This window comes from Pseudarthrobacter oxydans (genome assembly GCF_013314975.1).
Lineage (GTDB): Bacteria > Actinomycetota > Actinomycetes > Actinomycetales > Micrococcaceae > Arthrobacter > Arthrobacter oxydans.
Genome location: NZ_JABTYH010000006.1, coordinates 1 through 26,754 on the forward strand (window position 1 = coordinate 1; position 26,754 = coordinate 26,754).

Here is a 26,754-nt window from a genome sequence, read left to right on the forward strand (position 1 = left end):
CGTCAAGGCCTGAGGCCTTGAAATCAACGGGGAGGGAGCCGAACGCCTGGACCGCGTCCGAGTGGACGGGGACGCCGGCGGCGTGCGCCAGCTCCACGATCCTGGTGATGGGCTGGATGGTGCCCACCTCGTTGTTGGCCCACATCACGGTGACAAGGGCGATGGTGGCCGGGTCACGGGAAAGTTCGGCGTCAAGGACGGCAAGGTCCACCACCCCGTCGCTGTCCACCGGCAGCCAGGCCACCTCGGCGCCTTCGTGCCGTTCCAGCCACTCCACTGTGTCCAGGACCGCGTGGTGTTCGACGGCGGAGCAAAGAATGCGGCGCCGCGCTGGCGCGTCAGCCACGCGGGACCAGTACAGCCCCTTCACGGCCAGGTTGTCAGCCTCCGTACCGCCCGACGTGAAAATGACTTCCGACGGGTGCCCTCCCGCGGCGGCAGCAACAGCTTCACGGGCGTCCTCCACGGCACGGCGGGCCCGCCGGCCGGAACCGTGCAGCGAGGACGGGTTTCCGGTGCGGGCCAGTTCACGGGTCAGCGCTGCCAGCGCTTCCGGCGCAAGGGGGGTGGTTGCTGCATGATCGAGGTAGACGGGCACCGCACAATTCTACCGGCCCGCCCTGCCGGGCGTCCCGCCGTCCGGTGCTAGGCGGACGGCGGGACCACCGGCAGGAAACGGGCGACGTCGGCCCTCGCCCCTGCGAGCGCGGCAGCATCCGGGCACGAGAGGGAGATGTAGACGGAGGACCCGGCCGTGCCGAACAGCCTGGCCAGCACCGCAGTTGCCCTTCCAGCCGGCTGGGCTGCCTGCTCCAGGGCCAGGACCTCGACGGTCCTGGCCGGCCCTTCAGGGCCCGCGCCCCACTGCAGCGTCTCCGTCTTCAGGTAGCCGGGCAAGATGGACGGGTCCAGGTACTCAAAAAGCGCAACGGTGGATTCCCTGTCGTCACCCCGGACCAGGGCAGCCTGGTTGGTGCTCACCCTGGCTGCCACCAGGCAGCCGTTTTCCTTCGCGTACCGGGCTTCGGCGGCCACGCTGCCGGCGGGCTTCCATCCCGGCGCGTCCTTCAGTCCGTCCCCGATGCCTACGGGCATGCCCGGGGCCAGGCTGCCGCCGGCGGCAAAGGGAAGGTCCTGCGCGGCCACAGCGGCGGCATCGTGCCCGGGTGTGATGGTTGGGGTGGCCAGCGCCGCCGGCGTGCTGGCGACAGGTTGGGGAGCTGCAGGGTCCCGCACGTCCACGCTGCAGCCGCCAACCAGCAAAGCTCCCATTGCGGCTGCCAACACCGGCACCACCCGCCGCCTGGCCCTGCCGGCCATTCCCGCCGTCGTCGGCATTTCCATTCCTGCCCCAATACGTTGAGCCGCAGCCGGGACGGCCGCGCATGCACGAGTCTAAAGGCACTTGCCTGCGGCGCCCGCACCCGGTCTCGGCCACCGGGGAACCCTGGGGTGCCGGAGCGTCGTTGTTCAGGACAGGCCGTTAAACTGTGCGGACCGGGCTACCTGCGAAGACTGGCCATATCAAGAGAAGGATGAGGGCTTGACCGAGAGCAGCAGCTCCTATTACCAGGTACTTCGCGTGGCGGTAACGGCCACGGAGAAGGAGATCAAGGTGGCCTACCGCCGGGCCGCCCGGACGGCCCATCCAGATCACGGCGGTGATGCCGCCGCGTTCCGGCAGGTGACGCGCGCCTACGAAACCCTTATCGACCCCATCCGCCGGAAGGCATACGACCGCTCCTATGCCGCCGGGACGCTGCGCAACGAGGACTCTGACACGGAGGCCCATTTCGACGCGCCGCCGGCGGGCAGCCGCGCGTCGGCCACAGTGCACCGGCAAGGCAACATCCGCAACACCGCCGGCGATCCCCCTGTGTACGTCCCGCCGTATGAGGATGCCCCTGCCGGCGAGGTTCCGCTGGTTCCCCTGGCAGTCGCCAGCCGGCAGGTGCACGGCATGCCTCGCAAACGCGGCATTTTCGGGGCCGAGGCACGCATCCAGCGGGAGATGCGCACGGTCCAGCTCCTGACCCGCCAGGTCCTGCCGGCCATCCCGGCCGCACGCCTGATCAACGGCCTCCAGTCCCCTGCCGACAACAGCCACATCGACCACGCCGTCCTGTCCGGTTACCGGCTGGCGCTGATCGGCTCCATGCTCCTGCCCAAGGGCGCCTATGCCTGGGACGGGCGCACACTGAACCACGGGGGCCGCGCCATTGCTCCGCCGCAGCTCGCGCACGTTGTCAGGGCCATGCAGGACATCTTCCCGGAACTGAACGTCACGGGATGGACCGTGGTGCTCAACCCCGGCGGCAACCTCCACGAGCCGGTGATAGACAACCACCGCCGTACAGCAGGGGCCCTCGAGGCAGTGCAGGTTGTCAACGCGGCAGGGATGGTGCGCGGCCTGAAGGAATTCCTTGCTGCCGGGCCCGCGCCCAACACGGTGAACGTTCCGGTGCTGGCCAGGCTGCTGCGCGGCATGCACTGACAACGGTGGCTAGGATGGAACGGTGTTCCGCATCCTTTTCCATGCCCCCGAAATCCCCGGCAATACCGGCAACGCCATCCGGCTCGCAGCCATCACCGGCGCCGAACTGCACCTCGTGGAACCGCTGGGTTTCGACTTCTCGGATGCGAAGCTCCGCCGTGCCGGCCTGGATTACCACGACCTGGCCGTCGTCACCGTGCACCCCAGCATCGAGGATGCCTGGAAGCACCTGCAACCGGAGCGGGTCTATGCCTTCACGTCTGACGGAACCGCCAGCTACACCGATATCTCCTACCAGCCGGGCGACGTCCTGATGTTCGGCCGCGAATCTGTGGGGCTGCCGCCGGAACTGAAGGCCGATCCGCATGTGACGGCCACGGTGCGGCTGCCCATGCTGCCGGCCCTGCGTTCCCTGAACCTGGCCAACGCCGCGTCCATCGCCGTCTATGAAGCCTGGCGCCAGCAGGGATTTGCCGGCGCCAAAATCTGACGCTGCACAGGCCTGCAACTTCTTTGCGCATCCGGCCAATCCATCCGCGCGGCTGTTCCGAATCACTCCTGACAACATTCCCAGGCGTTCGAGGAGCTGCAGGTGACATTGCTGGAGTCAGGTTCCAGGACCTCCCGCAGCAGCCACGGCGCTACTGCTGAGGATTCGCGGTCCGGAGACTTATGCTTGGTAGTGATGGAAACCCCCAACGCGCCACATTCCGAGGCCCAGGCCGCGGTGACAGACCCTCCGGCCGACCTCAGCCAACGGCTTTCAGTCCTGTTGGACCGCATAGGCCGGGGTGACCAGGCGGCCTTTGCCGAGTTCTACCAGCTGACGTCACGCCGCGTTTTCGGGATGGCCCGCAGGGTCCTGATCGATCCCGAACTTAGCGAGGACACCACACAGGAGGTCTTCCTCCAGGTGTGGCAGAACGCATCGAAGTTCGACCCCAAGGCAGGGAGTCCGCTCTCCTGGCTGATGACCATTTCGCACCGGCGGGCCGTGGACAGGGTCCGTTCCTCGCAGTCCTCCACGGACCGCGAGGCCAAGTACGGCGCCAGCACCCAGAACATCGACCACGACTCCGTGGCCGACCAGGTGGGAAGCAGGCTGGAGGCAGAGGCCGTGGTGCGGTGCCTGGAAACACTGACCGAAACGCAACAGGAGTCTGTGCGCCTGGCGTACTACGGCGGGCTTACCTACCGTGAGGTTGCCGAACGCCTGAACGCCGCAGTGCCCACCATAAAATCCCGAATCCGCGATGGATTGATCCGACTGAAGACCTGTCTGGGGGTGAGTTGAGATGACTGAAACCAACAGCGGCCGCAACGGCCGTTCCGGTTCCTTTGGCGACACCGTTGCCATGGACCTCGCTTCCGGCCGCGCCGTGGACCTGGCCGAACTCTATGCACTGGATGCAGTAACTGAAGAGGAACGCCGGGCGATCGAACAGTACATGTCGGCCGCGCCTGCAGCGGAACGGACCGAGTTCTTCGACCGGGTGCGCCAGGCAAGGGAAACCCTCGTAAGGACCTTCCGTGTCGAGGAGCAGCCTCCCGCTGACCTTTTCGACCGTATCGTTGCCCAACTCCCTGCCCAGGGCGGGCCGGACGCAAATACCCCGGCTCCACCTGCACCCGGACAAAGTGCAGCAGGACAGTTCGCACCGGGACAGCCCGTAGCGTCGCAGCCGGCCAGTGTGCAGCCCGGCGGCGGAGACGAACTCGCCCGGGCCCGGCAGCGCCGCGAGGAACGGCGCAGGCCTGGCAGCACCCGCCGCTGGCTCGCCGGAGTCGCGGCTGCCGCCGCCATAGCTTTGGGCGGCGTCGGCGTCGGGTCCTACCTGGCAGACCAGAACGATCCCCTCAACCAGGTGGTCCGCGCCGGTGACCTGCGGGAAGCATCGGTGGACGTGGCCGGTGGCGGCACAGCGACCCTCCTGATTTCCTCATCGGAGGACGCCGCCGTCGTCAAGATGAACGGCGTTCCCGCCCCGCCGGCGGGGAAGGTCTACCAGATGTGGCTGATCCCCAAGGATGGCTCCGCGCCGGTGTCCCAAGGCCTGATGGATGAGGAAGCCCTCTCCAAGCCCGCCGTGGTGGAGGGGATCTCCTCTGCCGCAGCGCTCGGGATCACTGTTGAGCCGGCAGGCGGATCCCAGTCCCCCACCCTGCCCACCGTTGCCGCTGCCCCGCTGGGGGCATAAGGCACAAGCCCGGGAAGACGCACAAAGCGCCCCGTTCCATTCCGTCAAGGGAAGGAACGGGGCGCTTTCGCTGTTGTGTCCTCAAAAGCCGGCTATGGTCCCGGGTCCGTTGACAGCCACCACGTGGAAGGCCTCAGCGCTCCTTCCGTCCGCAAGGCCCGCCCGGCCGGCGTTGTCCCGCATGCCCCGCCGGACGGTTGCCTCCATGGCGTCCACGTCGGGGTGCTGGCTGACATGGACATGGATCGCCCCGAGCTTGGACTCCACGTGCTCCGTGACATCCACGAAGTGGTTTTCCCGCTCCTCGGGCCCGGCGTAGAGCCACAGCCAGGGAAGCTTGTAGGCCTCCAGTCCGGCCTCGGCAAGTTCCGGGTAGGCGAACGGGTTTTCCACGGCAGGGTACACGGCACGCGTTACGGCCTCCCCCACCGCGAGGTGGTCCGGGTGGCTCTTCTGGATGCGCTTCCAGTTCCGTTCCGGGTGCATGGACAGCACGACGTCGGGACGGATTTCCCGGATCAGCCGCACCACGCCCTTCATCACCTCGTGCGACGGTTCAAGGTACCCGTCCCGCTGGTGGAGGTAGTGGATGTCGGTAACCCCCACCAGTTCGGCGGCCCGGCGCTGTTCAGCGTCGCGAAGGGCGATGATGTCGGCCCGGTGCGCGGGGTCAAAGCCACCTGCGTCACCGTCGGTCATGATGCAGTAGCTGACCTTAACGCCCGCGGCCGTCCAGGCAGCGATGGTGCCGGCAGCACCGAAATCGATGTCGTCGGGGTGCGCCGCAAAACAGAGCACCCGCCCAACCCGGTGTTCGTCCGGGTTGAACGGGCTCTGTGCCTGCTGGGGAAAAGCAGTCAAAGAATCAGCCTTTTCGTTTCTTGATCTCTGCAGTGGCCTGCGGGAGGACGTCGAACAGGTCCCCGACGATGCCGAAGTCCGCGATCTCGAACACCGGGGATTCGGCATCCTTGTTCACGGCAACGATGACCTTTGCGGTCTGCATGCCGGCCTTCTGCTGGATGGCGCCGGAGATGCCCGCCGAGATGTACAGCTGCGGGGACACGGTCTTTCCGGTCTGCCCCACCTGCGCGTCGTGGCTGATCCAGCCGGCGTCGGTGGCCGCACGGGAGGCGCCCACCGCCGCTCCAAGGGCATCGGCCAGTTCCTCCACCGGCCCGAAGTCCCCGTCCAGGCCGCGTCCGCCGGCTACGACGATCCGTGCGTCCGTGAGGTCCGGGCGGCCGCTGGCAACCTTCTGTTCCCGGGCGGTGATCCGGGCCGCGGCGCTGACGGCGGGAACCTCAACGGTGACCGTCTCCAGCGCGGCCGGAGCAGCAGCGGGTTCGGGGACTACGTTGTTCGCCTTCACGGTCAGGACGCTCACTGCAGTTCCGGCCTTGCAGGCGGTGTTGTAGGAGCCGGCCAGGACCGACTTGTGCGCGGTGCCGTCCGCGTCCACTGCCACGACGTCCGTGATGACGCCCGCATTGAGGCGGATTCCTGCCCGTGCAGCAATTTCCTTGCCCTCCGGCGAGTTGTCGAGCAGGACGATATCGGCCCCGGCCTGCCCGGCGGCAGCGGCCAGGTAGGCCGCTTTGGGTGCCACCAGGAAATCATCAAGGTCCTCGGCCGAGGGAAGCAGCACCGTGCCGACGCCGTACTCCGCAAAGGCGGCCGCAACGTCGTCGTGCAGCTTTCCGTTGAGGGCAACCGCGGTTTCCCCGAGCGCGCGGCCCAGGGTGAGCAGCTCGAGGCTGCTCTTTTTGAGCGACGTGCCGGGGTTGTCAATGTATACAAGTACTTTTGCCATGTCTGTGGTCCCTCTTAGAGCAGCTTCTGGGCGGCCAGGAAGTCAACGAGCTTGATGCCGGCGTCGCCTTCGTCGGTGATGATGGTGCCGGCAGTGCGGGGCGGACGTTCCTCGGCGCTGAGCACGCTGGTCCAGGACCCTGCATGCCCAACCTGCGCCGGGTCCACCCCGATGTCAGCAAGGGAGAGGGTGGTGATGCTCTTGCGCTTGGCAGCGATGATGCCCTTGAAGTTGGGGTAGCGCGGCTCGTTGATCTGGTCCGTCACCGAAACCACTGCCGGCAGCGGGGCCTCCACTGTCTCGGAGGACGTGTCGGCGTCCCGGCGTGCGGTGAGCCGGCCGCCGTCGACCTCCAGCGACGAGGCGAAGGTGACCTGTGGCAGGTCCAGGCGCTCCGCAAGCTGCGCGGGGACCAGCGAGGTTTCCCCGTCGGTTGACGCCATGCCGGTCAGGACCAGGTCCACGGGGGCGTCGCTGCCCAGGTGCCGGATGGCGGCAGCGAGCGCCAGCGACGTGGCCGCGGCATCCGAACCTGCCAGGGCGTCATCGGTCAGGTGCACACCTTCGGTTGCACCGATCTGCAGCGCCTTCTTGATGGCGTTGACGGCACCCGAGGGGCCCATGCTCAGCGCGATGACCTGGTTTCCCGCCTTCGCTCCTCCACGGGCTTCGGCCAGCTGCAGCGCCGCCTCCAGGGCGTATTCGTCAAGCTCGGACAGGATGCTCTCGTCGCGGTCAGTCGTGTAGCCCTCACCGGTGAGGTGGCGGTCAAACTGGGCGTCCGGTACATGCTTGACCAGGACGATGATCTTCAATGTATCTTCCACTGTGTTTACAGCAGCCTTCCATGCTTGTGGACAGCCAGCCGGGTGAGGTCATGGCCGCGGAATGCCCCGGCATGCGGGTAGCTCCTAGCTAACCATATAGGCGTGCCCCGGCGCCCTCTTCCGTTAACGCCTGTGTCAGCGCTCCCCCGCCGCTGTGCGCGGCGGATGCATCACGACGGCGGCGCCCGCCAAAGGGGGACGCCGCCGTCGTAGGTTCAGCCTGGAAGTGTTGCCGGCACCGTGCTAGCTGGCGGCGGCGCCCAGCGTGACGTCGAACGTCTGCTCCTTGCCGTTTCGCAGGACCGTGATCTTGACGCTGGACCCGGCGGGCTGTTCCCGGACAGCCGCGGTCAGCTGCTCCGGTTCCCCGATGGCGAGGTCGTTGAACTTGGTGATCACGTCGCCCACCTTGATCCCTGCCTTGCCGGCCGCAGAGTCCGCCTCCACAGTGGCAACGTCCGCGCCCACCGAGAACCCGGAAGCGGCGCTTGAGGCCGTCTTCTTCTTGACGCTGACACCCAGCTGGCCGTGCGAGGCCTTGCCGGTGTCAATGATTTCCTGCGCCACCCGCTTGGCATGGTTGATGGGGATGCTGAAGCCAACGCCGATGTTGCCGCTGGTCGAGGATGCGCTCGATCCCGCGGACGCGATGGCCACGTTAACGCCAATCACTTCGCCGCTGCTGTTCACCAGTGCACCGCCGGAGTTTCCGGGGTTAATGGCGGCGTCGGTCTGGATGACGTTAATGGAGATCTCGCCCTGGTCGGCCGTCTGCTGGCTCTGTCCGCCGCCCGGAGGCGCGAACTGGAATCCGCCCTCGTCATCGCCCTCGGCGTTGTCCCCCTCTTCGGGGGCGGCCGCGGAGGCAACACTGATGGTCCGGTTGAGCGTTGAAACGATGCCGTCGGTCACGGTGCCGGTCAGGCCCAGCGGCGAGCCGATGGCAATGGCGGTGTCCCCCACGTTCAGTTTCCCGGAATCGCCCAGGGTGGCCGGGGTCAGGCCGGAGGCGTTGTCCACCTTGATCACTGCGAGGTCAGACAACGGGTCTGTGCCAACGAGTTTGGCGGTGAGAACCTTCCCATCACTGGTCCGCACTTCCAGGGCAGCGTCGGCCGTCTGGCCGTCCAGGGTGACGACGTGGGTGTTGGTGAGGATATGCCCCTGGTCGTCCAGGACGATCCCGGAGCCCGTGCCGCCGGAGCCGCCGCTTGAGGCACTGATGGTCACCACGCTGGACGAGGCCTTCAGGGCAGCTGCCGTTATGGCGTTGACGTTGTCCTTGTTGTTGACGATGACCGTCCCGGGCTGGCTGTTGCTGCTCACTGCAGCACCCGATCCGGTGTTGCCGAAAAGTTCCGCGGAACCGACCGTGGCCACTCCCCCTCCCACCAGTCCGGCCGCGAGGATGCTGGCGACGAGGGTGCCCACGCCGAATGTCGCTTTCCGCCGTGGCGCGTCCTTGGGGTTGGGGGTAAAGGCAGTCCCGCTGTGGGCGCTGTTGGCACCAGTCAGGTTGTTGGTGCCGTGGCCCTGGCCCGCGTACTGGTTTTCCTGGCCGGTATAGCCGTAGCCGGGGTGGGGCGCCTGGTGCCCGGGCGCCTGCGCGGCGGACGGGTCCTGCCCCGCCGCGTACTGCCCGCCGTAGGAGGGCTGCCGCTGGGGATAGACGGGACGCTGGGCTCCGGGGAGTTCCTGGGTGGGGTTGGTGCCCTGCTGCTCAATGCGGTCGGTGGGGTACTGGCGGGGGCCGGATACATTCGCTCCGGGAGCACCTGCCGGCTGATCCCCCGCGGCCGGCCGCTCTGCCTGCCCGTTGTTCTGCCCCCAGGGATCCTGCCGGTCCTGGCCGCTGTTCCGCGAAGCCGGACCCGGCGTCTGGTTCTCAGTCATGGGACTTCCTTTCATCCTCGTCTGCATTAACTATGGACTCCCTGGCTGGAACAAGCTCGGATGTTTGCTGAGAGCTTCCTGAGCGCCGGTTCCTGGCGCGGCTGACGTGCGGACCGGCGTTTCGCTGCTGGCATATTCGGGCCGATGGACGGGCTGTGGGGTGCACCATAGAATCAAGATGAATTGCCACAGCGACCTGCGGCTTCACACCAAGCGTGGGGGCGCTGCTGGATTCTGAGACGACTGATTCGTCCCGAATCGGTGTCAGGCGTGCTGAAGGGTTGCACATGCGGTCAAAGTTCAAACGTTTATTCGCCGTGATCGGCCTTACCGCCTTCCTGGCGTTGCCCGCTGGCGCGGCCTGGGCCGAGGATCCGGTCGCCCTGGACCCCGCAACCAAAATTGTGGATGCTGCCGGAGTCCTTGGCTCGCAGAAGGGCGAGGTCCAGGATGCCATTAAAAAGCTCGGCGCGGATCACGCCACTGTGCTGCACGTCGTCACCGTCAAGAGGTTTGAGAACCCGGCAGACCGGGAAGCCTGGTCGGACGCTGTGGCCGAAAAAGCCAATCTGGGCTCCAACGCGTTGATCTTCGCGGTAGCTACCGAGACCAGGCAGTACGTCCTGAACAAGGGCGGCAGCAAGATCACGGCTGCCCAGATCGAGAACATCAAGAGCAAGGCCATCGGTCCGGAGCTCGCGAACGACAACTATGCGCAGGCGGCAATCAACACAGCAGCAGCAATCGGCGATGCCGCCGGCGGTGGCAGCGGCAATGTCCCCGGCGACGGTGCCGGGGCCGCAGTTCTTGTGGGAACAGGTGTTGTAGCTGCCGGCGGAGCCGGCGCTTACCTCTACTTCCGCAACAAGCGCAAAAAAGCAGCAGCCGGGCAGGCAGCCAACGCCAGCTACGGTCCGCAGGGCGCTGAACTCGATCCGCTCGCGTCGCTGAGCATCGAGGAACTTCGCCGCAAGGGCGGCTCCCTCCTGATCGAGGCGGACGACGCCATCAAGTCCAGCGAGCAGGAACTCATGTTCGCCCAGGCACAGTACGGTGACTCCGCCGTCGGCAATTTCACCAAGGCGCTGCATGAAGCCAAGGCCCACTTGAGCGAATCCTTCAAGCTGCAGCAGCAGCTGGACGATCACATCCCCGACACCGAAGAGCAGCAGCGGACGTGGCTCGGCGAGATCATCCGCCGGTCCGAAGCCGCGCTGGCATCGCTCCAGGAGCAGAAGGCCGACTTCGATTCCCTGCGTGAACTTGAGAAGAACGCACCGCAGGCACTGGCAGCAGTCAACGCCGGTGCGCGCGAAGCGGACTCGAAAATCTCCAGTGCCGAAGAGTCCCTTACCTCCCTCCGTGCCAGGTATGCGGAAAGTGCCCTGACCCAGGTTTCCGACAACATCCTGCAGGCCAAGGAACGCCTGGCATTCGTGCAGAACGCTACCGCCACCGCGCAGCAGAAGCTGGCTGAGGGCGAAGGCAGCCTTGCCGCAGTGGCAGTCCGCGCAGCCGAAGAGAGCCTGCACCAGACGAACGTCCTCCTCGACGCCATCGCCAAGGTTTCCTCCAACCTGGATGAAGCCCGGAGCAGCCTCGAGAGCGCAGTAGTGGACACCTCCCAGGACCTCGCCCAGGCGCGGGCCATGATCCAGTCGGGCGCCCACCCCGAGCTCGCCGGTCCGGTCGCCGGAGTTGAAAATGCCTTGGCGCAGGTCAAGGCGGAGATCCAGGGCGGCAAAATCGACCCTATTGCCACCCTGCAGCGCGTCGAGACTGCCCACCAGTCACTGGACCAGGCCCTCAGCGGCATCAGGGACCAGCAGGAACAGGCCCGCCGGGCACAGGCCTCGCTCCAGCAGACCATAATGTCTGCCCAGGCACAGATCAGCGCGACCTCGGACTACATCACCGCCCGCCGCGGCGGTGTGGGGACAGAGGCACGCACACGCCTGGCCGAGTCCCAGCGGAACCTGGATTACGCACTGTCCATTGCACGCACCGATCCTGTGACTGCCCTCACCTACGCCCAGCAGGGGCATGCCCTGGCGGCGCAGGCAGCCCAGCTGGCACAGGCTGATGTGGACCACTTCGGTGGCTACGCCAACCAGGGCTACGGCCGCGGAGGCATGTTCGGCGGAGGCGGCGGCGGAGGCCTCGGCGGCGCCATCCTGGGCGGCATCCTGATCAACTCCATCCTCAATGGAGGCGGCGGCGCGGGCTGGGGCGGTGGCCACAGCGACGGCGGCGGCTGGGGCGGCGGAGATTTTGGCGGCGGGGACATGGGCGGCGGCTGGGGCGGCGACTCCGGCGGCGGCGGAGATTTCTAGGCCGCGGCCGGAGTGAACGCCCCTGTAGTCCGGGCCCCGCACAAGCCACACCATAACTGTTCACTGATTTCAGTGGTCACCACAGAGCAGGACGAAAGGTAGCAACATGGTTAAGCAGTCCATCTTTGGCCGTATCGCGCAGCTGGCTAAGGCAAACATCAACACTTTGCTGGACAACGCTGAGGATCCCCAGAAGATGCTGGACCAGATGGTCCGGGACTACACGAACAACATCGCGGAGGCCGAGTCCGCCGTGGCGCAGACCATCGGGAACCTGCGGATGCTCGAGGATGACTACCGCGAGGACGTTAAGAACGCACAGGACTGGGGTAACAAAGCCCTCGCGGCGTCGCGGAAGGCGGACGAATACCGGGCCAGCGGCGACACTGTTGACGCCGAGAAGTTCGACAACCTTGCCAAGGTGGCCCTGCAGCGCCAGATGTCCGCCGAGAATGAGGCCAAGGGGGCAGAACCCAGCATCGCCTCCCAACGTGAAGTGGTGGACAAGCTCAAGACCGGCCTGGACCAGATGAAGGGCAAGCTGAACGAGCTGACCAGCAAGCGGAATGAGCTGGTGGCCAGGTCCAAGACCGCTGCAGCCCAGTCCCAGGTCCACGATGCCATCAAGAGCATCGACTTCATGGATCCCACCAGCGAAGTGGGCCGCTTCGAGGAGAAAATCCGCCGCGAGGAAGCCAAGGTCCGTGGCCAGCAGGAACTCGCAGCCTCAAGCCTGGACGCGCAGTTCAACCAGTTGGAGGACCTCGGTGAGCAGGTTGAGATCGAGGCACGCCTGGCCGCGCTGAAGTCCGGCAACTCGTCGAAGCCGGCCCTCGGCGCCGCAGGCTCGGCAGCAACGGGCTCAACGGTGGACGAAGCAGACTTCGACAAACTGTGACCGGCGGCGGGACGTTCCGCCTGCTCTAGAGACAACCGGTAGGGCCGGGGCCACTGATGGCCCCGGCCCTATCCGTTCCCGCCAGTGTGTAGCGTGGTTGCATGGCTTCCTCCACTGAGACTTCCATCGTCTGGCTCCGCGACGACCTTCGGCTTGATGACAACCCCGCGCTTTCCGAAGCAGCCGCGCTCGGGCTGCCCCTGACGGTCGTCTACGTCCTCGATGAGGAGTCAGAAGGCGTCCGGCCGCTTGGAGGAGCCACGAAGTGGTGGCTGCACCATTCCCTTGCCTCACTCGCGGGTGCACTGGAAGCCAAAGGCTCCCGCCTGCTCCTCCGCCGCGGGCCGGCCGAAGAGGTCGTCAGGGAGCTCGCAGCCGAAACCAACGCCCGCCACCTCTTCTGGAACCGCCGCTACGGCCGGCCGGAGCGCACGGTGGACGCCGCTGTCAAGGCGTGGGCCACTGAGAACGGTATCCACGCCTCGAGCTACCAGGCGAACCTCCTGTTTGAGCCCTGGACTGTCCGGACCGGCGCCGGCGGACCCTACAAGGTGTTCACGCCGTTCTGGCGGGCCTGCCTTGCCGGCGCTGATATCCGCGATCCCCTCCAGGTTCCGGGAACGCTGCCGGCGCCCCCGAAGTCAACCGGGACCACGCAGGCGGGCGACACCCTTGATGGCTGGGCACTCCTGCCCTCCACCCCCGACTGGAGCGGCGGACTCGCCGCGGTCTGGGAGCCGGGCGAGGACGGCGCCGGGCGCCGGCTCAAAGATTTCCTGGACGGGCCGGCGGAGGAATACGGAACCGGCCGGAATATCCCCGGGGTGGAAGGTACCAGCCGGCTTTCACCCCATCTGCGGTTCGGCGAAGTCAGCCCCTTCCGTGTGTGGCGGCAGATCCGCCGCCGCTACCCGGACAAGGTGCCTGCCGACGTCGGCATCTTCCGCTCGGAGCTCGGCTGGCGGGAATTCTGCTGGCACCTTCTATACACCAACCCGGATCTTGCCACCCGCAACTACCGTCCGGACTTCGACCGGTTCGAATGGGAGAAGCCCGGCAAGGATGAGCTGGAAGCCTGGCAGCAGGGCCGGACCGGGTATCCGTTCGTCGATGCAGGCATGCGCCAGCTGTGGCAGACCGGCTGGATGCATAACCGGGTGAGGATGGCCGCGGCGTCTTTCCTGGTCAAGAACCTCCTGACGGACTGGCGCGTCGGGGAAGCCTGGTTCTGGGACACCCTCGTGGACGCGGACGCGGCCAGCAATCCCGCCAACTGGCAGTGGGTTGCCGGCTCAGGAGCGGACGCCTCACCGTACTACCGGATCTTCAACCCCGTCACCCAGAGCAAGAAATTCGACGCCGCGGGCACCTACCTGCGCCACTACCTCCCCGAGCTGGCGGACCTGGACGGAATGACGATCCACGAGCCCTGGAAGGCCGGCGTGGAACTGGAGGGATATCCAGGGCCCCTGGTGGACCTGCCCGAGTCCAGGGAGCGGGCCCTTGAGGCCTACCAGAAGCTCAGGGACAGCTGACCCGCTCCACGGGCGTGGGCTGCTGCCAGGCGCCCGTCAGCGGCTGACCTTGCCCATCAGGGACGCGATGGGCCGCAGGAACAGCGGGCGCGCCAGGAACCAGGCGGCCACCATGACCACCACCGAGGCGAGGAACACCCAGAAACCCAACCACCCGTCGTCGTCGCGCACGGCGTACATGTGGTTGAGGTTGCGCAGGGCTCCGGTGGCGAGCACCAGGAAGACGTGCACGGCGATGAAGGCCACGAAGTAGATCATCACCGGGAAGTGGACGGCGCGCGCCCAATCGATGGGGAACGCCTTGTTGAGGCCGGCAGCCTTCTTGGGCCAGGCACCGGACATCCGCAGGCCCGTGATGAACGCCAGCGGAGCGGCAATGAAGACTGTGGCGAAGTAGGACAGCAACTGCAGCGCGTTGTAGTTGACCCAGCCGTTCTCGGTAGGCCAGTCCAGGGACGCGTACTGCAGTGCCGCGGAGAGCGCGTTGGGGAAGACGTCCCAGCTGGTGGGCACGATCCGCATCCACTGGCCGGTGGCGAAAAGCAGCACCGCAAACACCAGGCCGTTGAGGATCCACAGGACATCCAGCGTCAGGTGGAACCACAGCTCAAGGCTGATTTTGGTGGGCGGGTTCTTCGTCTTGATCAGGCCCTTGTTGTTCCGTGTCCAGTGCCCGCTGGGGCGGGTGGTGGTCCGCACCTGCCACCCGGTACGGATGATCAGCAGCAGGAAGAACGCATTCAGGAAGTGCTGCCAGGCAAGCCAGGCGGGAAAGCCCACGGGGGCATTGTCCGGAAGCTCCGAATGGCCCGGATAGTCAGCCACGAAGGAAGCGACGGCGGGCAGCCCCATCAGCCACCTGGCAACCAGCACCACCAGGACCAGCCCTCCGAGGACGGCAGGCACCCCCCAGTAGAGTCGCGACCGCTGACCCGCCGCGGTACGGGGCTTCTTCGTGGGTGTGGACATCGAACAACATTCCTCTCGAGAATGACTGGCCAAGTGCTCACGGCGTGTGAGGCTCTGCGAAAGAGAATACTAGGAACTGCACGTATCCACGGAAAAAAGAAGACCCCGGCCGGCTGGTAGCCGGTCAGGGTCTTCACATAGTTGCGGGGACAGGATTTGAACCTGTGACCTCTGGGTTATGAGCCCAGCGAGCTACCGAACTGCTCCACCCCGCGTCGCTGAAACAACACTACACTAGTTTTCCGGCCGCGTTTTCCACTCGGGAATTCTCGCCTGGGTCGGCAGGAAGTCCCCGGCGCTTAAACAAAAACATCCGGACACTGTTTCCAGTGTCCGGATGCTTCCATCAGTTGCGGGGACAGGATTTGAACCTGTGACCTCTGGGTTATGAGCCCAGCGAGCTACCGAACTGCTCCACCCCGCGTCGCAAGAACTACTTTACCGGTACGTGAACACAAGGCCAAATCGTGGACGCGTGATCTCCGTCTCGCCAACGCAAACGGCACCTGCCCCGAAGGAGCAGGTGCCGTTGTCCGCCGTCGTGATCAGCTGGTGGCTGAGGGTGACGGGCTCGCTTCAGGCGCATCGGTGGCTGCCGGCGCGGGCGTGGCCTCGGGTGCGGCAACCGGGATCTTCGCTTCCGCAGCCACTGCCTTCTGGAGGGCAGCCGCAATCTTCTTCTGCGCCTCGCCGTAGGCTGCGAAGTCCCCTGCAGCTAGAGCCGACTGGCCCTCCCGGATCGCCGCATTCGCTTCATCCAGCGCGGCCTTCAGCTCAGCCTTGGCGTCAGCTCCCGCAGGGGTTCCCGGCGCAGCCGGATCTACCGGGGTCTGTCCGTTGTTGTCCGAATCGCCCGCGGCAGCCCCGGAGTCTCCTCCGAAGAGCTGCTTCAGTGCCTCGTCCAGGGTGGGGGCGAAGCCCACCTTGTCGCCGAATGCCACCAGGACGCGCTGCAGTGTGGGGTACGACGTTTCGCCGGTCGACTTGAGGTAGACAGGCTGGACGTACAGGATGCCGCCGCCTACCGGAAGCGTCAGCAGGTTGCCGTTGAGCACTTCAGACGCTCCCTGGCGCAGCAGGTTGAGGGCCTGCGAAACCGTGGGATCGGAGTTGAACTTGTTTTGCGCCTGGCCGGGACCCGGCACCTGGATCTCCGGCGGGATCTGCAGCAGCCTCAGCTTGCCGTAGCTCTCCGCCTTCACACCCGCCTCGTTCCCGGCATCCGAGTCAGCGGCAAGGAAGCCATAGAGCACGTTGCGTGCGTTCCCGTTGACAATCTGCGGGATGAACGACGACGTCAGCTGGAAGGCGGGCTTGTCCTGGTCCGGCATCTGGAGGGACATGTAGAACGGCGGCTGCTTAACGCCGCTGTTGGATTCAACGGTGGGATCCGCCGGCACGCTCCAGACATCCTTGGTCTGGTAGAACGTGGACGGATCGGTCACGTGGTACTCCCCCAAGAGCTGGCGCTGGACCTTGAACAGGTCCTCCGGGTACCGGACGTGGCTCATGACATCGCCGGACATCTCCGAGAAAGGCTTGAGAGAGGCGGGGAACACCTTCTGCCAGGACTTCAGCAGCGGGTCTTGGTCGTCCCAGGCGTACAGGGTGACCGAACCGTCGTATGCATCAACGGTGGCCTTCACCGAGTTCCGGATGTAATTGACGGTGCTGTTGGGCAAGGCAACCGCGCGGCCGGACGTGGTCTGGGTGTCCGCCGTGGCATCGGAAAGCCGCTCCTGCTGGGAGTACGGGTAGAACTGGCTGGTGGTGTAGCCATCCACGATCCATTTGACGCGGCCGTCCACCACTGCCGGATAAGCGTTCCCATCGACGGTCAGGTATGGGGCAACCTTTTCCACGCGCTCACGGGGACTGCGGTCATACAGGATCTGCGACTCGGGGTTGACGCCGTCCGAAAGCAGCAGGTCCGAGGACTGGAACTTGATGGAGTAGAGCACGCGGTTGAAGAACGTGCCCACGTTGGGGCCGCCGTTGCCTTCAAAGGTGTACTGGTTGTCCCCCTCGCCTTCCCTGCCCGACGGCCGGTCCTGCTCGCGGGCTGGGGCGCCGTCCGGCGCGCCAACGATCGAGTAGTCGGGAGAGGATTCACCGAAGTAGATTCGGGGCTCATAGGTTGAATCGTCACCCAGGACACCTGTTGACGGAATACCCGACTGCAGGAATTCCGGCTTGCCGTCCACGGTGAACTTGTTGCCCTTTGCAGCCACAACACCGTAGCCATGGGTGTACACAACATGCTGGTTGAGCCAGCCCTGCTGGTTGGTTGCCACGTTGGCGGGGTTGAGTTCGCGGACCGCGATCACGGTGTCCTGGATCTTGCCGTCCACCTCATACCGGTCCACATTGAGGGCTTCCGGGAACTGGTAGTAGGGGCGGTACTGCTCAAGCTGGGAGAACGCATCCGAAATCAGGTTCGGGTCCAGCAACCGGATGTTTGCCGTGGTCTGGGCATCGGGCGCGAGGGCTCCGGTGCTGGCCGTGTTGGTGGCATTGTAGCGGTCCACCTGGATCTTGTCCAGGCCGTAGGCCTCACGCGTGTTGTTGATATTGCGCTGGATGTATTCCTTTTCCAGCGTCTCCTCCGAGGGACGAACCTGGAACTGCTGGATCACCCACGGGTAGACACCGCCGGCCAGGATGGACGTGATGACCAGCATGGCGGTTCCGATAACCGGCAGCCGCCACTTGCCGATGATGGCAGCGACAACGAACAGGACGGCAACGAGCACCGCCGCCACGGCGAGGATGGCCTTCGTGGGAATGACGGCGTTGACATCCGTGTACAGGGCGCCGGCCCAGCGTCCGCTGTTGCTCTGGACCGCAGTGAAGCGGTCCAGCCAGAAGTTGAGTCCCAGAAGCACCAGGAAGGAAGCGCCGGCGACGGCGATATGGATCTGTGCGGCCCGGCTGGTGAAGACGCCGCGTTCCATCAGGCGGATGCTGCCGTAGAGGTAATGCGTCAGGATGCCCGCGATCCCGGCAATCACCACAACGCTGATCAGGAAGCCGGTCACGAAACCAAAAAACGGGAGCGACATCAGGTAGAAGCTGATGTCCATACCAAATTCGGGGTCTTCTTTGCCGAAGGGCTCCTGGTTGAAGAACAGGAGGACCTTCTGCCACTGGCTCGCGGCGGCGCTGCCGGCGAAGAGCCCGAAGAGGACGGGGAGCCCGATCATGACAACGCGCCGGACGGGTTCCAGCTGCGCCTGGTAGCGGTTCAGGTTGTCCCTGATTTCGGAGTCGGGCGCGTACACCGGGCGGGCGTTGTACGCGATGCGGATCGCGAAGAACACCGCCAGGAACATGATGGCGAAACCGGCGGCAAAGATACCGATCCGGACCAGGTTCTCGGTGACGAAGACCTCGATGAACCCCAACTGCCGGTACCAGAGGACGTCGGTCCAGACGTTGGCAAAGAAGATGAAGCCCACTACCACCAGGGCAACAACGATCAAGGTGGGCGTCAACGCCCCGCGTCGTGAAGGGGGCCTGCCTGTGGACATGGTGCTGGCGGGACGGGACAAACTGGGTACCTCATAGCTGGTCGTCAGATAAATCAGAGCGTGCGTGCGTGCGACGTCCGGCACCGGTCAAACGGCCGGTTTCGTCCGTCATATTTGCCACGAGTGGCGGTAGAGCTTAGTTCCTGTCGAGTCTAGTTGCGCCCAGTCTAGTTGCCCGGGCAGGCCGGAAGGCCGGACGTGTCCTGACCGTTACCTGCACGTTTGACGGCGTCGCGCGCCTCTGCCAGGGTCTCCACCCGGACTACCTGCAGCCCGTCGGGGATGTGCCCTGCTACTTCCTGGCAGTTCGCGGCGGGGGCAAGGAACAACGTTGCTCCCGCGGCCCGGGCCCCCTGCAGTTTCTGTTCGATGCCGCCGATGGGGCCCACGAGGCCGTCCGGGGAGATGGTTCCGGTCCCTGCGATGTGCTTGCCGCCCGTCAGGTCTCCCGGTGTGACGGTGTCGATGATCCCCAGGGAGAACATCAGCCCCGCGCTGGGACCGCCGACTTTCTCCAGCGAGATCTCGACGTCGAAGGGGAAGGTGAACAGGTATTTGAGCATTACTCCGAGGATGAAGCGGCCCTCGCCGTTGTCCTGGGGGGTGATGGTTTCGGTGACGGACTTCCCGTCACGCTCCACTGCCACAGAGACCGGCACGCCGTTTCCCGCGGCCAGTTCCTCCTGGACGACCGCCACCGAGGTGATGTCCTTGCCGTTAATGGTCTTCAGGATGTCGCCGGGCTGGATCTTTCCGTCCGAGGCCGAATTCTCGGAGAGGCCGGCGGCCTGCAGCTGCTGCCCGAACGGGATATCAAGCTCTTTGAGGGCAGAAGCTACGGCGTTCTCCTGTGACGTGGTCATCGCCACGGAACTCTGTTCCTCTGCCTCTTCCCTGGTGGTGCCCGTGGGATAAAGCAGTTCCACGGGGTGCACGGCTTTGGAAGGGTCAACCCACGCCGAAAACGCATCCAGGATGCTGACCGGGCCGTTGGGGCCGCCGTCCACGTAGACCGTGGTCAGGTCCAGGTTTCCCTTGGCCGGGTAGGTTTCCCGGCCGCTGATGCTGATGACCGGGCTCCCCTGGCTTTCGCCCAGGGTGTTGTACGTCGGGCCGGGCGACTCCACGACGTAAGGAACGGGGAGGGTGCCCACGGCAATTCCCAGGCCCAGCGCCGACATTCCCGCGAGCAGCATCGCCGACACTTTCCTGTCCCGGGGAGCGCGTTCCGGAGCGGGCGCACCGCCCGCCGTGCCGTCGTCGGCCCTTTCCTCATGGGCGGACGTGCCCGGCACGCGTGTTTCGCCTGTTTGCGCAGGCAGGCCGCGGGTGAAGAGCTCAGGAGCGTGGTCGTCTGAGGGGTGGCCGCCACGGGTTGTAGTCACCCAACCAAGACTACGCGGTGCAGGTGGATGCCAGCTCTTTGCCTAGAGCGAACGACGACGCCGTCCGGCAGACAGCCGACCATGGCCGGGGTACCGTGAAGGTTGACAGCCACACCGACGATCGGCGGGATCATGACCTCCAATCCACTCAATCCGTCCAACGGCGACGACACCCCCAAGGATCCATTGACCGAGATGCTGCAGAACCTGATGGGCGGCAAGGGGATGGAGAATTTCGACCCCGCTGAACTGGCCAAGGCTGCGGGGCTTCCGAACGACCCCAACCTGCTGGCGCAGATGTTCTCCCAGGTGCAGGCAATGATGAGCGCCCCTTCGGAGGGGCCCGTCAACTGGCAGCTTGCCCACGACAACGCCCGCCGTGTTGCCGCGAGCGGCAGCGACCCTTCGGTAACGTCCCAGCAGTCACGCGAGGTTGACGAGGCCCTCCGCCTGGCGGAGCTGTGGCTGGACCCCGTCACGGACCTTCCCGCCACGGGCCTGATCGGCCGGGCCTGGTCCCGGGCGGAATGGGTAGAGGCCACGCTGGGCACCTGGAAGCGGCTGACCGAGCCGGTGGCCAACAGCATCGCAAATGCGCTGTCCTCGGCCATGACGGAGCAGATGCCCGAGGAAATGAAGTCCATGATGGGCGGGGCGTCCTCGATGCTCCAGAACATGGGCGGCGCCATCTTCGGCATGCAGTTGGGCCAGGCCATCGGTGCCCTCTCCGCTGATGTGGTCAGTTCCACCGACATCGGGGTCCCCCTCGCGGACCTGGAGATGGCTCTGCTGCCGGCCAACGTCGCGGCGTTCGGGGAGGGCCTGTCCCTGCCCGAGAACGACATCCGGCTCTTCCTCGCAGTGCGGGAAGCCGCCCACGCACGGCTGTTCGTCCAGGTTCCTTGGCTCCGCGGACACCTGCTGGGTGCCATCGAGGCGTACGCCCGCGGTATCCACATCGACACCTCGCGCATCGAGGAACTTGCACGGGACCTTGACCCCAGCAACCCGGAAGGCATCCAGGAGGCCCTGTCGCAGGGTGTCTTCATGCCGCAGCGGACGCCGGCGCAGGACCAGGCCCTCGAAAAGCTGGAGACCGCCCTGGCGCTGGTGGAGGGCTGGGTGGACGAGCTCACTGCCGCGGCCACCGAGAACCTGCTGCCGTCCGCGGGCGCGCTGCGGGAGACCGTGCGGCGCCGGCGGGCAACCGGCGGTCCGGCGGAGCACGCCTTTGCCTCCCTGGTGGGGCTGGAGCTGCGGCCCCGCAGGCTGCGCGACGCCGCCACGTTGTGGGCCACCCTCAAGGAAGAACGCGGCATCGAGGGCCGCGACGCCATCTGGCACCACCCGGACCTGCTGCCCACTGCCGAGGACCTGGACGATCCCAAGGGCTTCAGCGGGCGCCGCAAGCTGGCAGAAGCAAGTGACAGCGAAGTGGACGACGCTTTGCAGAAGCTCCTCAGCGGCGGCTTCGACTCCCCGCCGGAAGCGGAAGAAGGCAGTGGCGCCGGCGGACAGGACGGCACTGCAAAGAAGGACGACGGCGGGCGTCCCGACGACGAGGGCAGTGAGGGCCAGGAGGGCCAGCCGAAAGGCTAGGACCCCGCCCCGGCGGTGGCTGCCGGCAGTACGGATTCAGTCAGCGTCGGGGTCTGCCATGCCGCGTCCGGTGGCAAAGGAAACACCCTCAAGGAACGCCTTGGCCCGCTGCGTCTCCGGGTACGCCTCGAGCAGCTGCCAGAAGGCAGCGTTGTGCGCAGCCACCAGCAAGTGGGCGAGCTCATGGAGCAGGACGTAGTCGATCACCCACTGGGGCATGGGACGCAGTTTGTCCGAGAGCCTGATGGTTCCCTCTGCCGGAGTGGCAGAACCCCAACGCGAGTTCTGGTTGCTGACCCAGCGCACCGACGTCGGTACGGCGCGTCCCCCCAGGTACTTGGCAGACAATTGAGCCGCATGTTCCGCGAGGGCAGCGTCCGTGGCCGGCCGCCTCCTGCCCGCTGCCGCCCGCCGCTCCCCCTGGCGCTGCAGCTTTGCCACCATCTTGTGCACCCATTCGGCTTCCTGGGCAGCAGTGAACCGGGCGGGTATCGCGACCACCGCGGTTCCGTTCTCCCAGAACGCGGCTACGGTGCGGGTGCGCCGGGACGAACGCCGGACCACTACAGGCGCGCCGTCCTCCGTGGTGATGGAAGCAGCAGCCGCCACCTTATGCCCCGCGAAGTGGCCGGCCATTACAGCGACGTGCTTTCCGTCAGGACACGCAGGACGTCTTCCCCATACCGTTCAAGCTTTGCAGGTCCCACCCCTGCCAGCCGGGCGAGCTCTTCGAGCGACGCTGGGCGTGCTTCGGCAATGGCCGTCAGGGTTGCGTCGGTGAACACCACGAATGCGGGCACCTCGGCGGAGAGGGCAACCTCCCGGCGCCAGTTACGGAGGGCGTCGAAGGTTTGTTCCTCGTAGCCCGGCGGACAGGAGTTGCACCGGCCCACTTTGCGTTCCGCCCCGGTGCCGAGCATGCTTCCGCAGACCCTGCACATGGCGGGAGCGGCGGCTTTCCTGCGGGTCACCGTCACCTTCCCCCGGGTGCTTGAACTGGCCACGGAGTCGGGACGCAATCCATCAAGGAACCTTGAGGGTTTGCGGTTGGCGCGGCCGCCCGGGGTCCGGGCGGTGGACCATGACAGGGACAGGTGTTCACGTGCCCGGGTGATTCCCACGTACAGGAGCCGGCGTTCCTCGTCCACCGATTCCGGGGAGTCGGCAAACGAAATGGGCATCAGCCCTTCACTGAGCCCCACCAGGAAGACGGCGTCCCATTCCAGGCCCTTGGCTGCGTGGAGGGAGGCAAGAGTTACACCCTGGACGGTGGGGGCGTGCTGCGCCAGGGAACGTTCCTGGAGTTCGTTGACGAAGTCGGCCAGGCTGAACTGTGTGCCCCGTACCTGGACCAGTTCATCCGCAAGGGCAACCAGCGCGGCCAGAGACTCCCAGCGCTCCCGGAGGGCCCCGCCGCTGTGCGGGGCCGCATCCGTGTAGCCAAGCGAGGAGACGATGTCGCGGACCAGCTGCCCGAGCGGCTGGGGGGAGTCCGTCTCGGCGACGGCCCGGGTGGCCGCGCGCAGCTGCAGGATGGCGTCGCGCACCTCCTTGCGGGCAAAGAACCGTTCACCGCCGCGCAGCTGGTAGCCGATGCCGGCGGCGGCGAGGGCCTGTTCGTATGCCTCGGACTGGCCGTTGGTGCGGAACAGGACAGCAACCTCGCTGGCGGGTGTCCCGGCGTCGAGCAGTGCCTTGATCTTTTGGGCAACCGTGGCGGCCTCCGCCTCGTCATCCGCACATTCCGTAAACTGCGGCGCCGGGCCTGCCGGCCGCTGGGCCACAAGCTGCAGGGGCGAGGCCCAGGCGGCGTCGGCCACGGGACCTCCGCTGCGCCTGCCCGCCAAAAGGTCGTTCGCGAGCTTCACCACCTGAGGCGTGGAGCGGTAGTCCCGGATGAGCTTGACCACGTTGGCCTGCGGATAGCGGGCTTTGAACTCCAGCAGGTGCTTAGGGGAAGCTCCGGTGAACGAATAGATGGTCTGGCTTGCGTCTCCAACAACGCAGAGCTCGTCGCGGCCGCCCAGCCAGAGTTCCAGGAGCCGCTGCTGCAAGGGGGAAACGTCCTGGTACTCGTCCACCACGAAGTGGCGGTACTGCTCACGGACGGTGGCAGCGACCTTCTCGTCCTCCTGGAGGATTCCCACCGTGATCAGCAGGACGTCCTCGAAGTCAATGACGTTGCGGTCGGTCTTGACGTCCTCGTAGGACTGGAAGACGCGGGCTACGGCGGTGAGGTCGAAGCCGCCCGGGGCTCCCCTGTCCTGCGCGTTTTCCAGGTAGTTTGCCGGCGTGAGCATGGACACCTTGGCCCATTCGATCTCCGAGGCGAGGTCGCGGATGGAAGCCCTGTCGGTGCTGAGCCGGAGCCGCCGGGCGGCCTCGGCCAGCATCTGGGCTTTGTGGTCCAGCAGGTTGGGCAGGGTACCGCCAACAGCCTGCGGCCAGAAAAACTGCAGCTGGCGCAGCGCCGCGGCATGGAAGGTGCGCGCCTGAACGTTTCCCGCTCCAAGGTCACGCAGCCGGCTGCGCATCTCGGCCGCAGCGCGGGCCGTGAAAGTCACGGCCAGCAGCCGCTGCGGCGAGTAGACGCCGGAATGGACGCCGTAGGCGATGCGGTGGGTGATGGCGCGGGTCTTTCCGGTCCCCGCCCCGGCCAGGACGCACAGCGGCCCGCTCAGGGTGCTGGCCACCTCCCGCTGCTCCGCGTCCAGGCCTCCCAGGATGCGGTCCTCAAGGGATGCTGCCCCGTCAAATTGTTCTGTAGTCACTTCTGCTGCTCTTTGTCTCGACTACCGCGTGCTGGAGTCTGGTGGATTCGTGGTGGGTCAGGCCTCGGCCAGGTCCCGGATGCGTCCGCCATACCAGTGCTCTATCAGCGAGCGGGCAATGGAAAGCCGGCTCGAAATGGTGATATCGCCGGCGAGTACAGCCTCCTGGAGTTCCTCCCGGCTGAACCAGCGCGCCCTGGTGACCTCAACGCCGTCGGGCCTTGCCTCGGCGTCTTCGGTGACGGCGGTAAATCCAAGCATAAGGGAGGCCGGGAACGGCCACGACTGCGATCCGAGGTACTGGCATGTGGTCACCCGGACTCCCACCTCCTCATAAATCTCGCGGACCACGGCCTGTTCGAGTGATTCCCCGGGCTCCACGAAGCCGGCCAGCGTGGAATAGTTCCTGGCGTCCAGCGGACCGCCGCCGCCCAGCAGCAGCCGTCCGTCCGGACCCACAACGGTAACGATGATGGCCGGGTCTGTCCGTGGGTAGTGTTCCGAGGAATCCGCAGGACACCGGCGGACCCAGCCGCCGGCCTCGACCTCCGTGGGGGTACCGCAGCGCGGGCAGTGGGTGTGCCCGGCGTGCCAGTTGGTGATGGCACTGGCCTCCACAAAGAGGGCAGTGTGTGTGGCGCTCAGCCCCGCTGCGACCTCGCGGAAGCCGGCCCAGCGGGCATCGGACGGGATCCCGGCTGTACCCGGAGCAACCTGCTCCGGGAGCACATAAAGCAGGAGCCCCGTTCCAGCCGGCAGATCCGAATCCGGAAGCGCGGAGCCCAGGTAGATGACCAGTTCAGGCGCCGACCCGGCTGCCGTGAGCTCCTGGAACAACGGCTGTGCGGCGGCTACGCACAGGCCGCCGCCCTGCACCAGGCCCTGCCGCCCGGACAGCACAACAGCGAGCGTTCCGGGACTGGCCAGTTGTTCGTCCACGATCCCCGGCGCCGTCCGGACGGCCGACCCGCGGTCCACCAGCGCCGGCCTGACGGGGAGGAGGGTGTCCATGAGGTGGTTCGCAGGCAGCGTTGCCGGCTGCCCCTGGTAGACCGGTGTAACAGACTCCGCATGGCTCATAGGTCCACCGTACTGACTGGGGCTGACAAATGACATTTCCAGCCGTCCCACCGCGGCACCACCCCCCCCCTATTTGCAGGTATCTCAAGACTCGCCGCCGCCGGACCGGCCTCCCGGCCCGCAGGCAATCTACCGTTGAAAGGTGAGAAGAAAAGCGATTGAACTGGCAGCCGTTGCAACCGCGGCAGTCCCCGGGCTGACACCGACGGCAGTTAGCTCTGCTCCGGACGACCCCGCGGACTTCGACTCAGCGCTGCTCCTCGACTCGGAAGGGAAGCGCTGGCGGGTCAGGTCGCCGCGCCACGCCGAGGCCAGCGCCCGCCTGGAAACAGAATTCCTGGTGCTGCGCGCCTTCGCGCCGGCCATCCGCGCCGAACTGCCCTTCCTGATGCCCACGGTTGCCGGCAGCGTGCGCCTGGGAAGCCTGAGCACTTTCGTGTACTCGCATCTGGGCGGCAGCACCCGCAGCGTTGAGGAACTGACGGCCGGGCCGGATGCCCTGGCCCGGGAAATCGGCGTGGCACTGGCGGCCATCCACGATCTGCCCCGCGCGATCGTCAGCAATGCCGACCTGCCCAGCTATACCCCCAACGAATTCCGGCAGCGCAGGCTGAACGAGCTGGACCAGGCCGCCACCACCGGAAAAATTCCTCCGGCCCTGCTGCTGCGCTGGGAGCACGCACTTGAGGACGTGTCCTTGTGGCGCTTCAATCCCTCCGTGGTGCACGGGGACCTGCATGAGGACAACCTTCTCGTGGAGGGCTCCCGGGTCACCGCCGTGACCGGCTGGACAGACCTCCGCATCGGCGACCCCGCCGACGACTTTGCCTGGCTGGTGGCATCCAACGAGCAGGACTTCGTGGGCGCCGTCCTGGCCGCTTACACCGCCGGCCGCCGCGACAAGCCCGACAAGCACCTGCTTCGGCGGGCAGCGCTGTCGGCCGAATTCGCCCTGGCCCAGTATCTGGTCAAGGGCATCGCGGCCGGCGATGCCACCATGGTGGCGGAGGCGGAAGAGATGTTGGCCACCCTGGCCAGCGACATTGCAGAGCACGGCGGGCAGCCCATCAGCATTGAGCCCCTTCCGTCCCCGGCGGCTGCCACGGTCCCCGCCGAGGCTGCGCCTGCTTCCGTGGAACCTGCAGCGGGGGCAGGGGCTGGCCCCGGGTTACGGGCGGCCGACGGCGATGTGCCGGCAGCGGTGCCTCCGGTCACCGTCTTTCCGGTACCGGCAGTCCAGCCGGCCGTGCACGTGACCCCTATCCCCGTCGACCCCACACCTGCACCTGCAACTCCCCCGGCCGGCACCGGGGGCGGCGCCCCTGACGCACCAGGTGGTCCGGATGACACGTCGACGGCTGCCCTCACCATTGTTGAGGCCAACAAGCGCTAGCCTCGGGGCGCGAGACAGCTAAAGGACGTCCACGAC

General features: G+C 66.3%; 21 protein-coding genes and 2 tRNA genes. 9 read left to right on the plus strand and 14 right to left on the minus strand.

Annotated features, from left to right (window positions below):
• The coding region (locus HTS88_RS05725) for an aminotransferase class V-fold PLP-dependent enzyme (RefSeq protein WP_174176374.1) at window positions 1–598 on the minus strand (598 nt) is incomplete at its 3' end.
• Between the two features lie 47 nt (window positions 599–645).
• Entirely contained in the window at window positions 646–1,338 is a 693-nt protein-coding gene (locus HTS88_RS05730) for a hypothetical protein (RefSeq protein WP_174176376.1), read from the minus strand.
• A gap of 205 nt (window positions 1,339–1,543) precedes the next feature.
• On the opposite strand from HTS88_RS05730, the gene HTS88_RS05735 reads away from it, so the two are divergent.
• The 4 genes from HTS88_RS05735 to HTS88_RS05750 all read left to right on the plus strand — a co-directional run bounded on the left by HTS88_RS05735 (window position 1,544) and on the right by HTS88_RS05750 (window position 4,692).
• The gene (locus tag HTS88_RS05735; protein WP_174176379.1) at window positions 1,544–2,494 is read left to right on the plus strand and encodes a J domain-containing protein; all 951 of its coding nucleotides are present in this window, start codon (window positions 1,544–1,546) and stop codon (window positions 2,492–2,494) included.
• 22 nt (window positions 2,495–2,516) lie between these two features.
• A complete protein-coding gene (locus tag HTS88_RS05740; protein WP_104185011.1) occupies window positions 2,517–2,984 on the plus strand; it encodes a tRNA (cytidine(34)-2'-O)-methyltransferase in 468 nt (155 codons plus the stop codon).
• Window positions 2,985–3,179: 195 nt separating this feature from the next.
• On the plus strand, window positions 3,180–3,788 hold the full coding sequence (locus HTS88_RS05745) for a sigma-70 family RNA polymerase sigma factor (RefSeq protein ID WP_217432248.1): 609 nt from the start codon (window positions 3,180–3,182) through the stop codon (window positions 3,786–3,788).
• A gap of 1 nt (window position 3,789) precedes the next feature.
• Window positions 3,790–4,692, plus strand: coding sequence for an anti-sigma factor (locus HTS88_RS05750; RefSeq protein WP_174176381.1), 903 nt, complete (start codon window positions 3,790–3,792; stop codon window positions 4,690–4,692).
• 81 nt (window positions 4,693–4,773) lie between these two features.
• On the opposite strand, the gene HTS88_RS05755 is transcribed toward HTS88_RS05750, so the two are convergent.
• The 4 genes from HTS88_RS05755 to HTS88_RS05770 all read right to left on the minus strand — a co-directional run bounded on the left by HTS88_RS05755 (window position 4,774) and on the right by HTS88_RS05770 (window position 9,225).
• A complete protein-coding gene (locus HTS88_RS05755) occupies window positions 4,774–5,553 on the minus strand; it encodes a PIG-L deacetylase family protein (protein WP_174176383.1) in 780 nt (259 codons plus the stop codon).
• A 4-nt stretch (window positions 5,554–5,557) separates the two neighbouring features.
• Window positions 5,558–6,505, minus strand: coding sequence for an electron transfer flavoprotein subunit alpha/FixB family protein (locus HTS88_RS05760; RefSeq protein ID WP_174176385.1), 948 nt, complete (start codon window positions 6,503–6,505; stop codon window positions 5,558–5,560).
• Window positions 6,506–6,519: 14 nt separating this feature from the next.
• Complete coding sequence (locus HTS88_RS05765) at window positions 6,520–7,320, minus strand: electron transfer flavoprotein subunit beta/FixA family protein (RefSeq protein ID WP_174176574.1); 801 nt, start codon at window positions 7,318–7,320, stop codon at window positions 6,520–6,522.
• Between the two features lie 255 nt (window positions 7,321–7,575).
• On the minus strand, window positions 7,576–9,225 hold the full coding sequence (locus tag HTS88_RS05770; protein ID WP_174176387.1) for a S1C family serine protease: 1,650 nt from the start codon (window positions 9,223–9,225) through the stop codon (window positions 7,576–7,578).
• A 287-nt stretch (window positions 9,226–9,512) separates the two neighbouring features.
• Between HTS88_RS05770 and HTS88_RS05775 the strand changes: the two genes are divergently transcribed.
• The 3 genes from HTS88_RS05775 to HTS88_RS05785 all read left to right on the plus strand — a co-directional run bounded on the left by HTS88_RS05775 (window position 9,513) and on the right by HTS88_RS05785 (window position 13,991).
• Window positions 9,513–11,558 carry a TPM domain-containing protein gene (locus tag HTS88_RS05775; protein WP_174176389.1) on the plus strand — a complete coding sequence of 682 codons (2,046 nt, stop codon included), beginning with the start codon at window positions 9,513–9,515 and terminating at the stop codon, window positions 11,556–11,558.
• A gap of 106 nt (window positions 11,559–11,664) precedes the next feature.
• Window positions 11,665–12,456: a PspA/IM30 family protein gene (locus tag HTS88_RS05780; protein WP_174176391.1), complete on the plus strand. Its 792-nt coding sequence runs from the start codon at window positions 11,665–11,667 to the stop codon at window positions 12,454–12,456.
• Window positions 12,457–12,557: 101 nt separating this feature from the next.
• On the plus strand, window positions 12,558–13,991 hold the full coding sequence (locus HTS88_RS05785) for a cryptochrome/photolyase family protein (RefSeq protein ID WP_174176393.1): 1,434 nt from the start codon (window positions 12,558–12,560) through the stop codon (window positions 13,989–13,991).
• 36 nt (window positions 13,992–14,027) lie between these two features.
• Here the strand turns inward: HTS88_RS05785 and HTS88_RS05790 are convergent, their stop codons facing one another.
• From HTS88_RS05790 to HTS88_RS05810, 5 genes are all read right to left on the minus strand, one after another.
• Window positions 14,028–14,960, minus strand: coding sequence for a cytochrome b/b6 domain-containing protein (locus HTS88_RS05790; protein WP_174176395.1), 933 nt, complete (start codon window positions 14,958–14,960; stop codon window positions 14,028–14,030).
• Between the two features lie 141 nt (window positions 14,961–15,101).
• Window positions 15,102–15,175, minus strand: a tRNA-Met gene (locus HTS88_RS05795).
• A 135-nt stretch (window positions 15,176–15,310) separates the two neighbouring features.
• A tRNA-Met gene (locus tag HTS88_RS05800) sits at window positions 15,311–15,384 on the minus strand.
• A 121-nt stretch (window positions 15,385–15,505) separates the two neighbouring features.
• The gene (locus HTS88_RS05805; RefSeq protein WP_174176576.1) at window positions 15,506–18,490 is read right to left on the minus strand and encodes a UPF0182 family membrane protein; all 2,985 of its coding nucleotides are present in this window, start codon (window positions 18,488–18,490) and stop codon (window positions 15,506–15,508) included.
• Between the two features lie 167 nt (window positions 18,491–18,657).
• Entirely contained in the window at window positions 18,658–19,686 is a 1,029-nt protein-coding gene (locus tag HTS88_RS05810; protein WP_174176578.1) for a YlbL family protein, read from the minus strand.
• Between the two features lie 321 nt (window positions 19,687–20,007).
• Between HTS88_RS05810 and HTS88_RS05815 the strand changes: the two genes are divergently transcribed.
• Window positions 20,008–21,474: a zinc-dependent metalloprotease gene (locus HTS88_RS05815; protein WP_174176397.1), complete on the plus strand. Its 1,467-nt coding sequence runs from the start codon at window positions 20,008–20,010 to the stop codon at window positions 21,472–21,474.
• Between the two features lie 36 nt (window positions 21,475–21,510).
• Here HTS88_RS05815 and HTS88_RS05820 read toward each other — a convergent pair whose 3' ends face one another.
• From HTS88_RS05820 to nudC, 3 genes are read right to left on the minus strand one after another with little or no spacing between them, the layout of a single operon-like run.
• Complete coding sequence (locus HTS88_RS05820; RefSeq protein ID WP_174176399.1) at window positions 21,511–22,110, minus strand: M48 metallopeptidase family protein; 600 nt, start codon at window positions 22,108–22,110, stop codon at window positions 21,511–21,513.
• Window positions 22,110–24,245, minus strand: a complete 2,136-nt coding sequence (locus tag HTS88_RS05825; protein ID WP_174176400.1) for an ATP-dependent DNA helicase UvrD2 — start codon at window positions 24,243–24,245, stop codon at window positions 22,110–22,112. Before HTS88_RS05825 ends, HTS88_RS05820 begins: the two co-directional genes overlap by 1 nt.
• 57 nt (window positions 24,246–24,302) lie before the next feature.
• Window positions 24,303–25,325, minus strand: coding sequence for an NAD(+) diphosphatase (gene nudC, locus HTS88_RS05830; RefSeq protein ID WP_174176402.1), 1,023 nt, complete (start codon window positions 25,323–25,325; stop codon window positions 24,303–24,305).
• Between the two features lie 142 nt (window positions 25,326–25,467).
• Between nudC and HTS88_RS05835 the strand changes: the two genes are divergently transcribed.
• On the plus strand, window positions 25,468–26,718 hold the full coding sequence (locus HTS88_RS05835; protein WP_174176404.1) for a phosphotransferase: 1,251 nt from the start codon (window positions 25,468–25,470) through the stop codon (window positions 26,716–26,718).
• The last annotated feature ends 36 nt before the right edge of the window (window positions 26,719–26,754 follow it).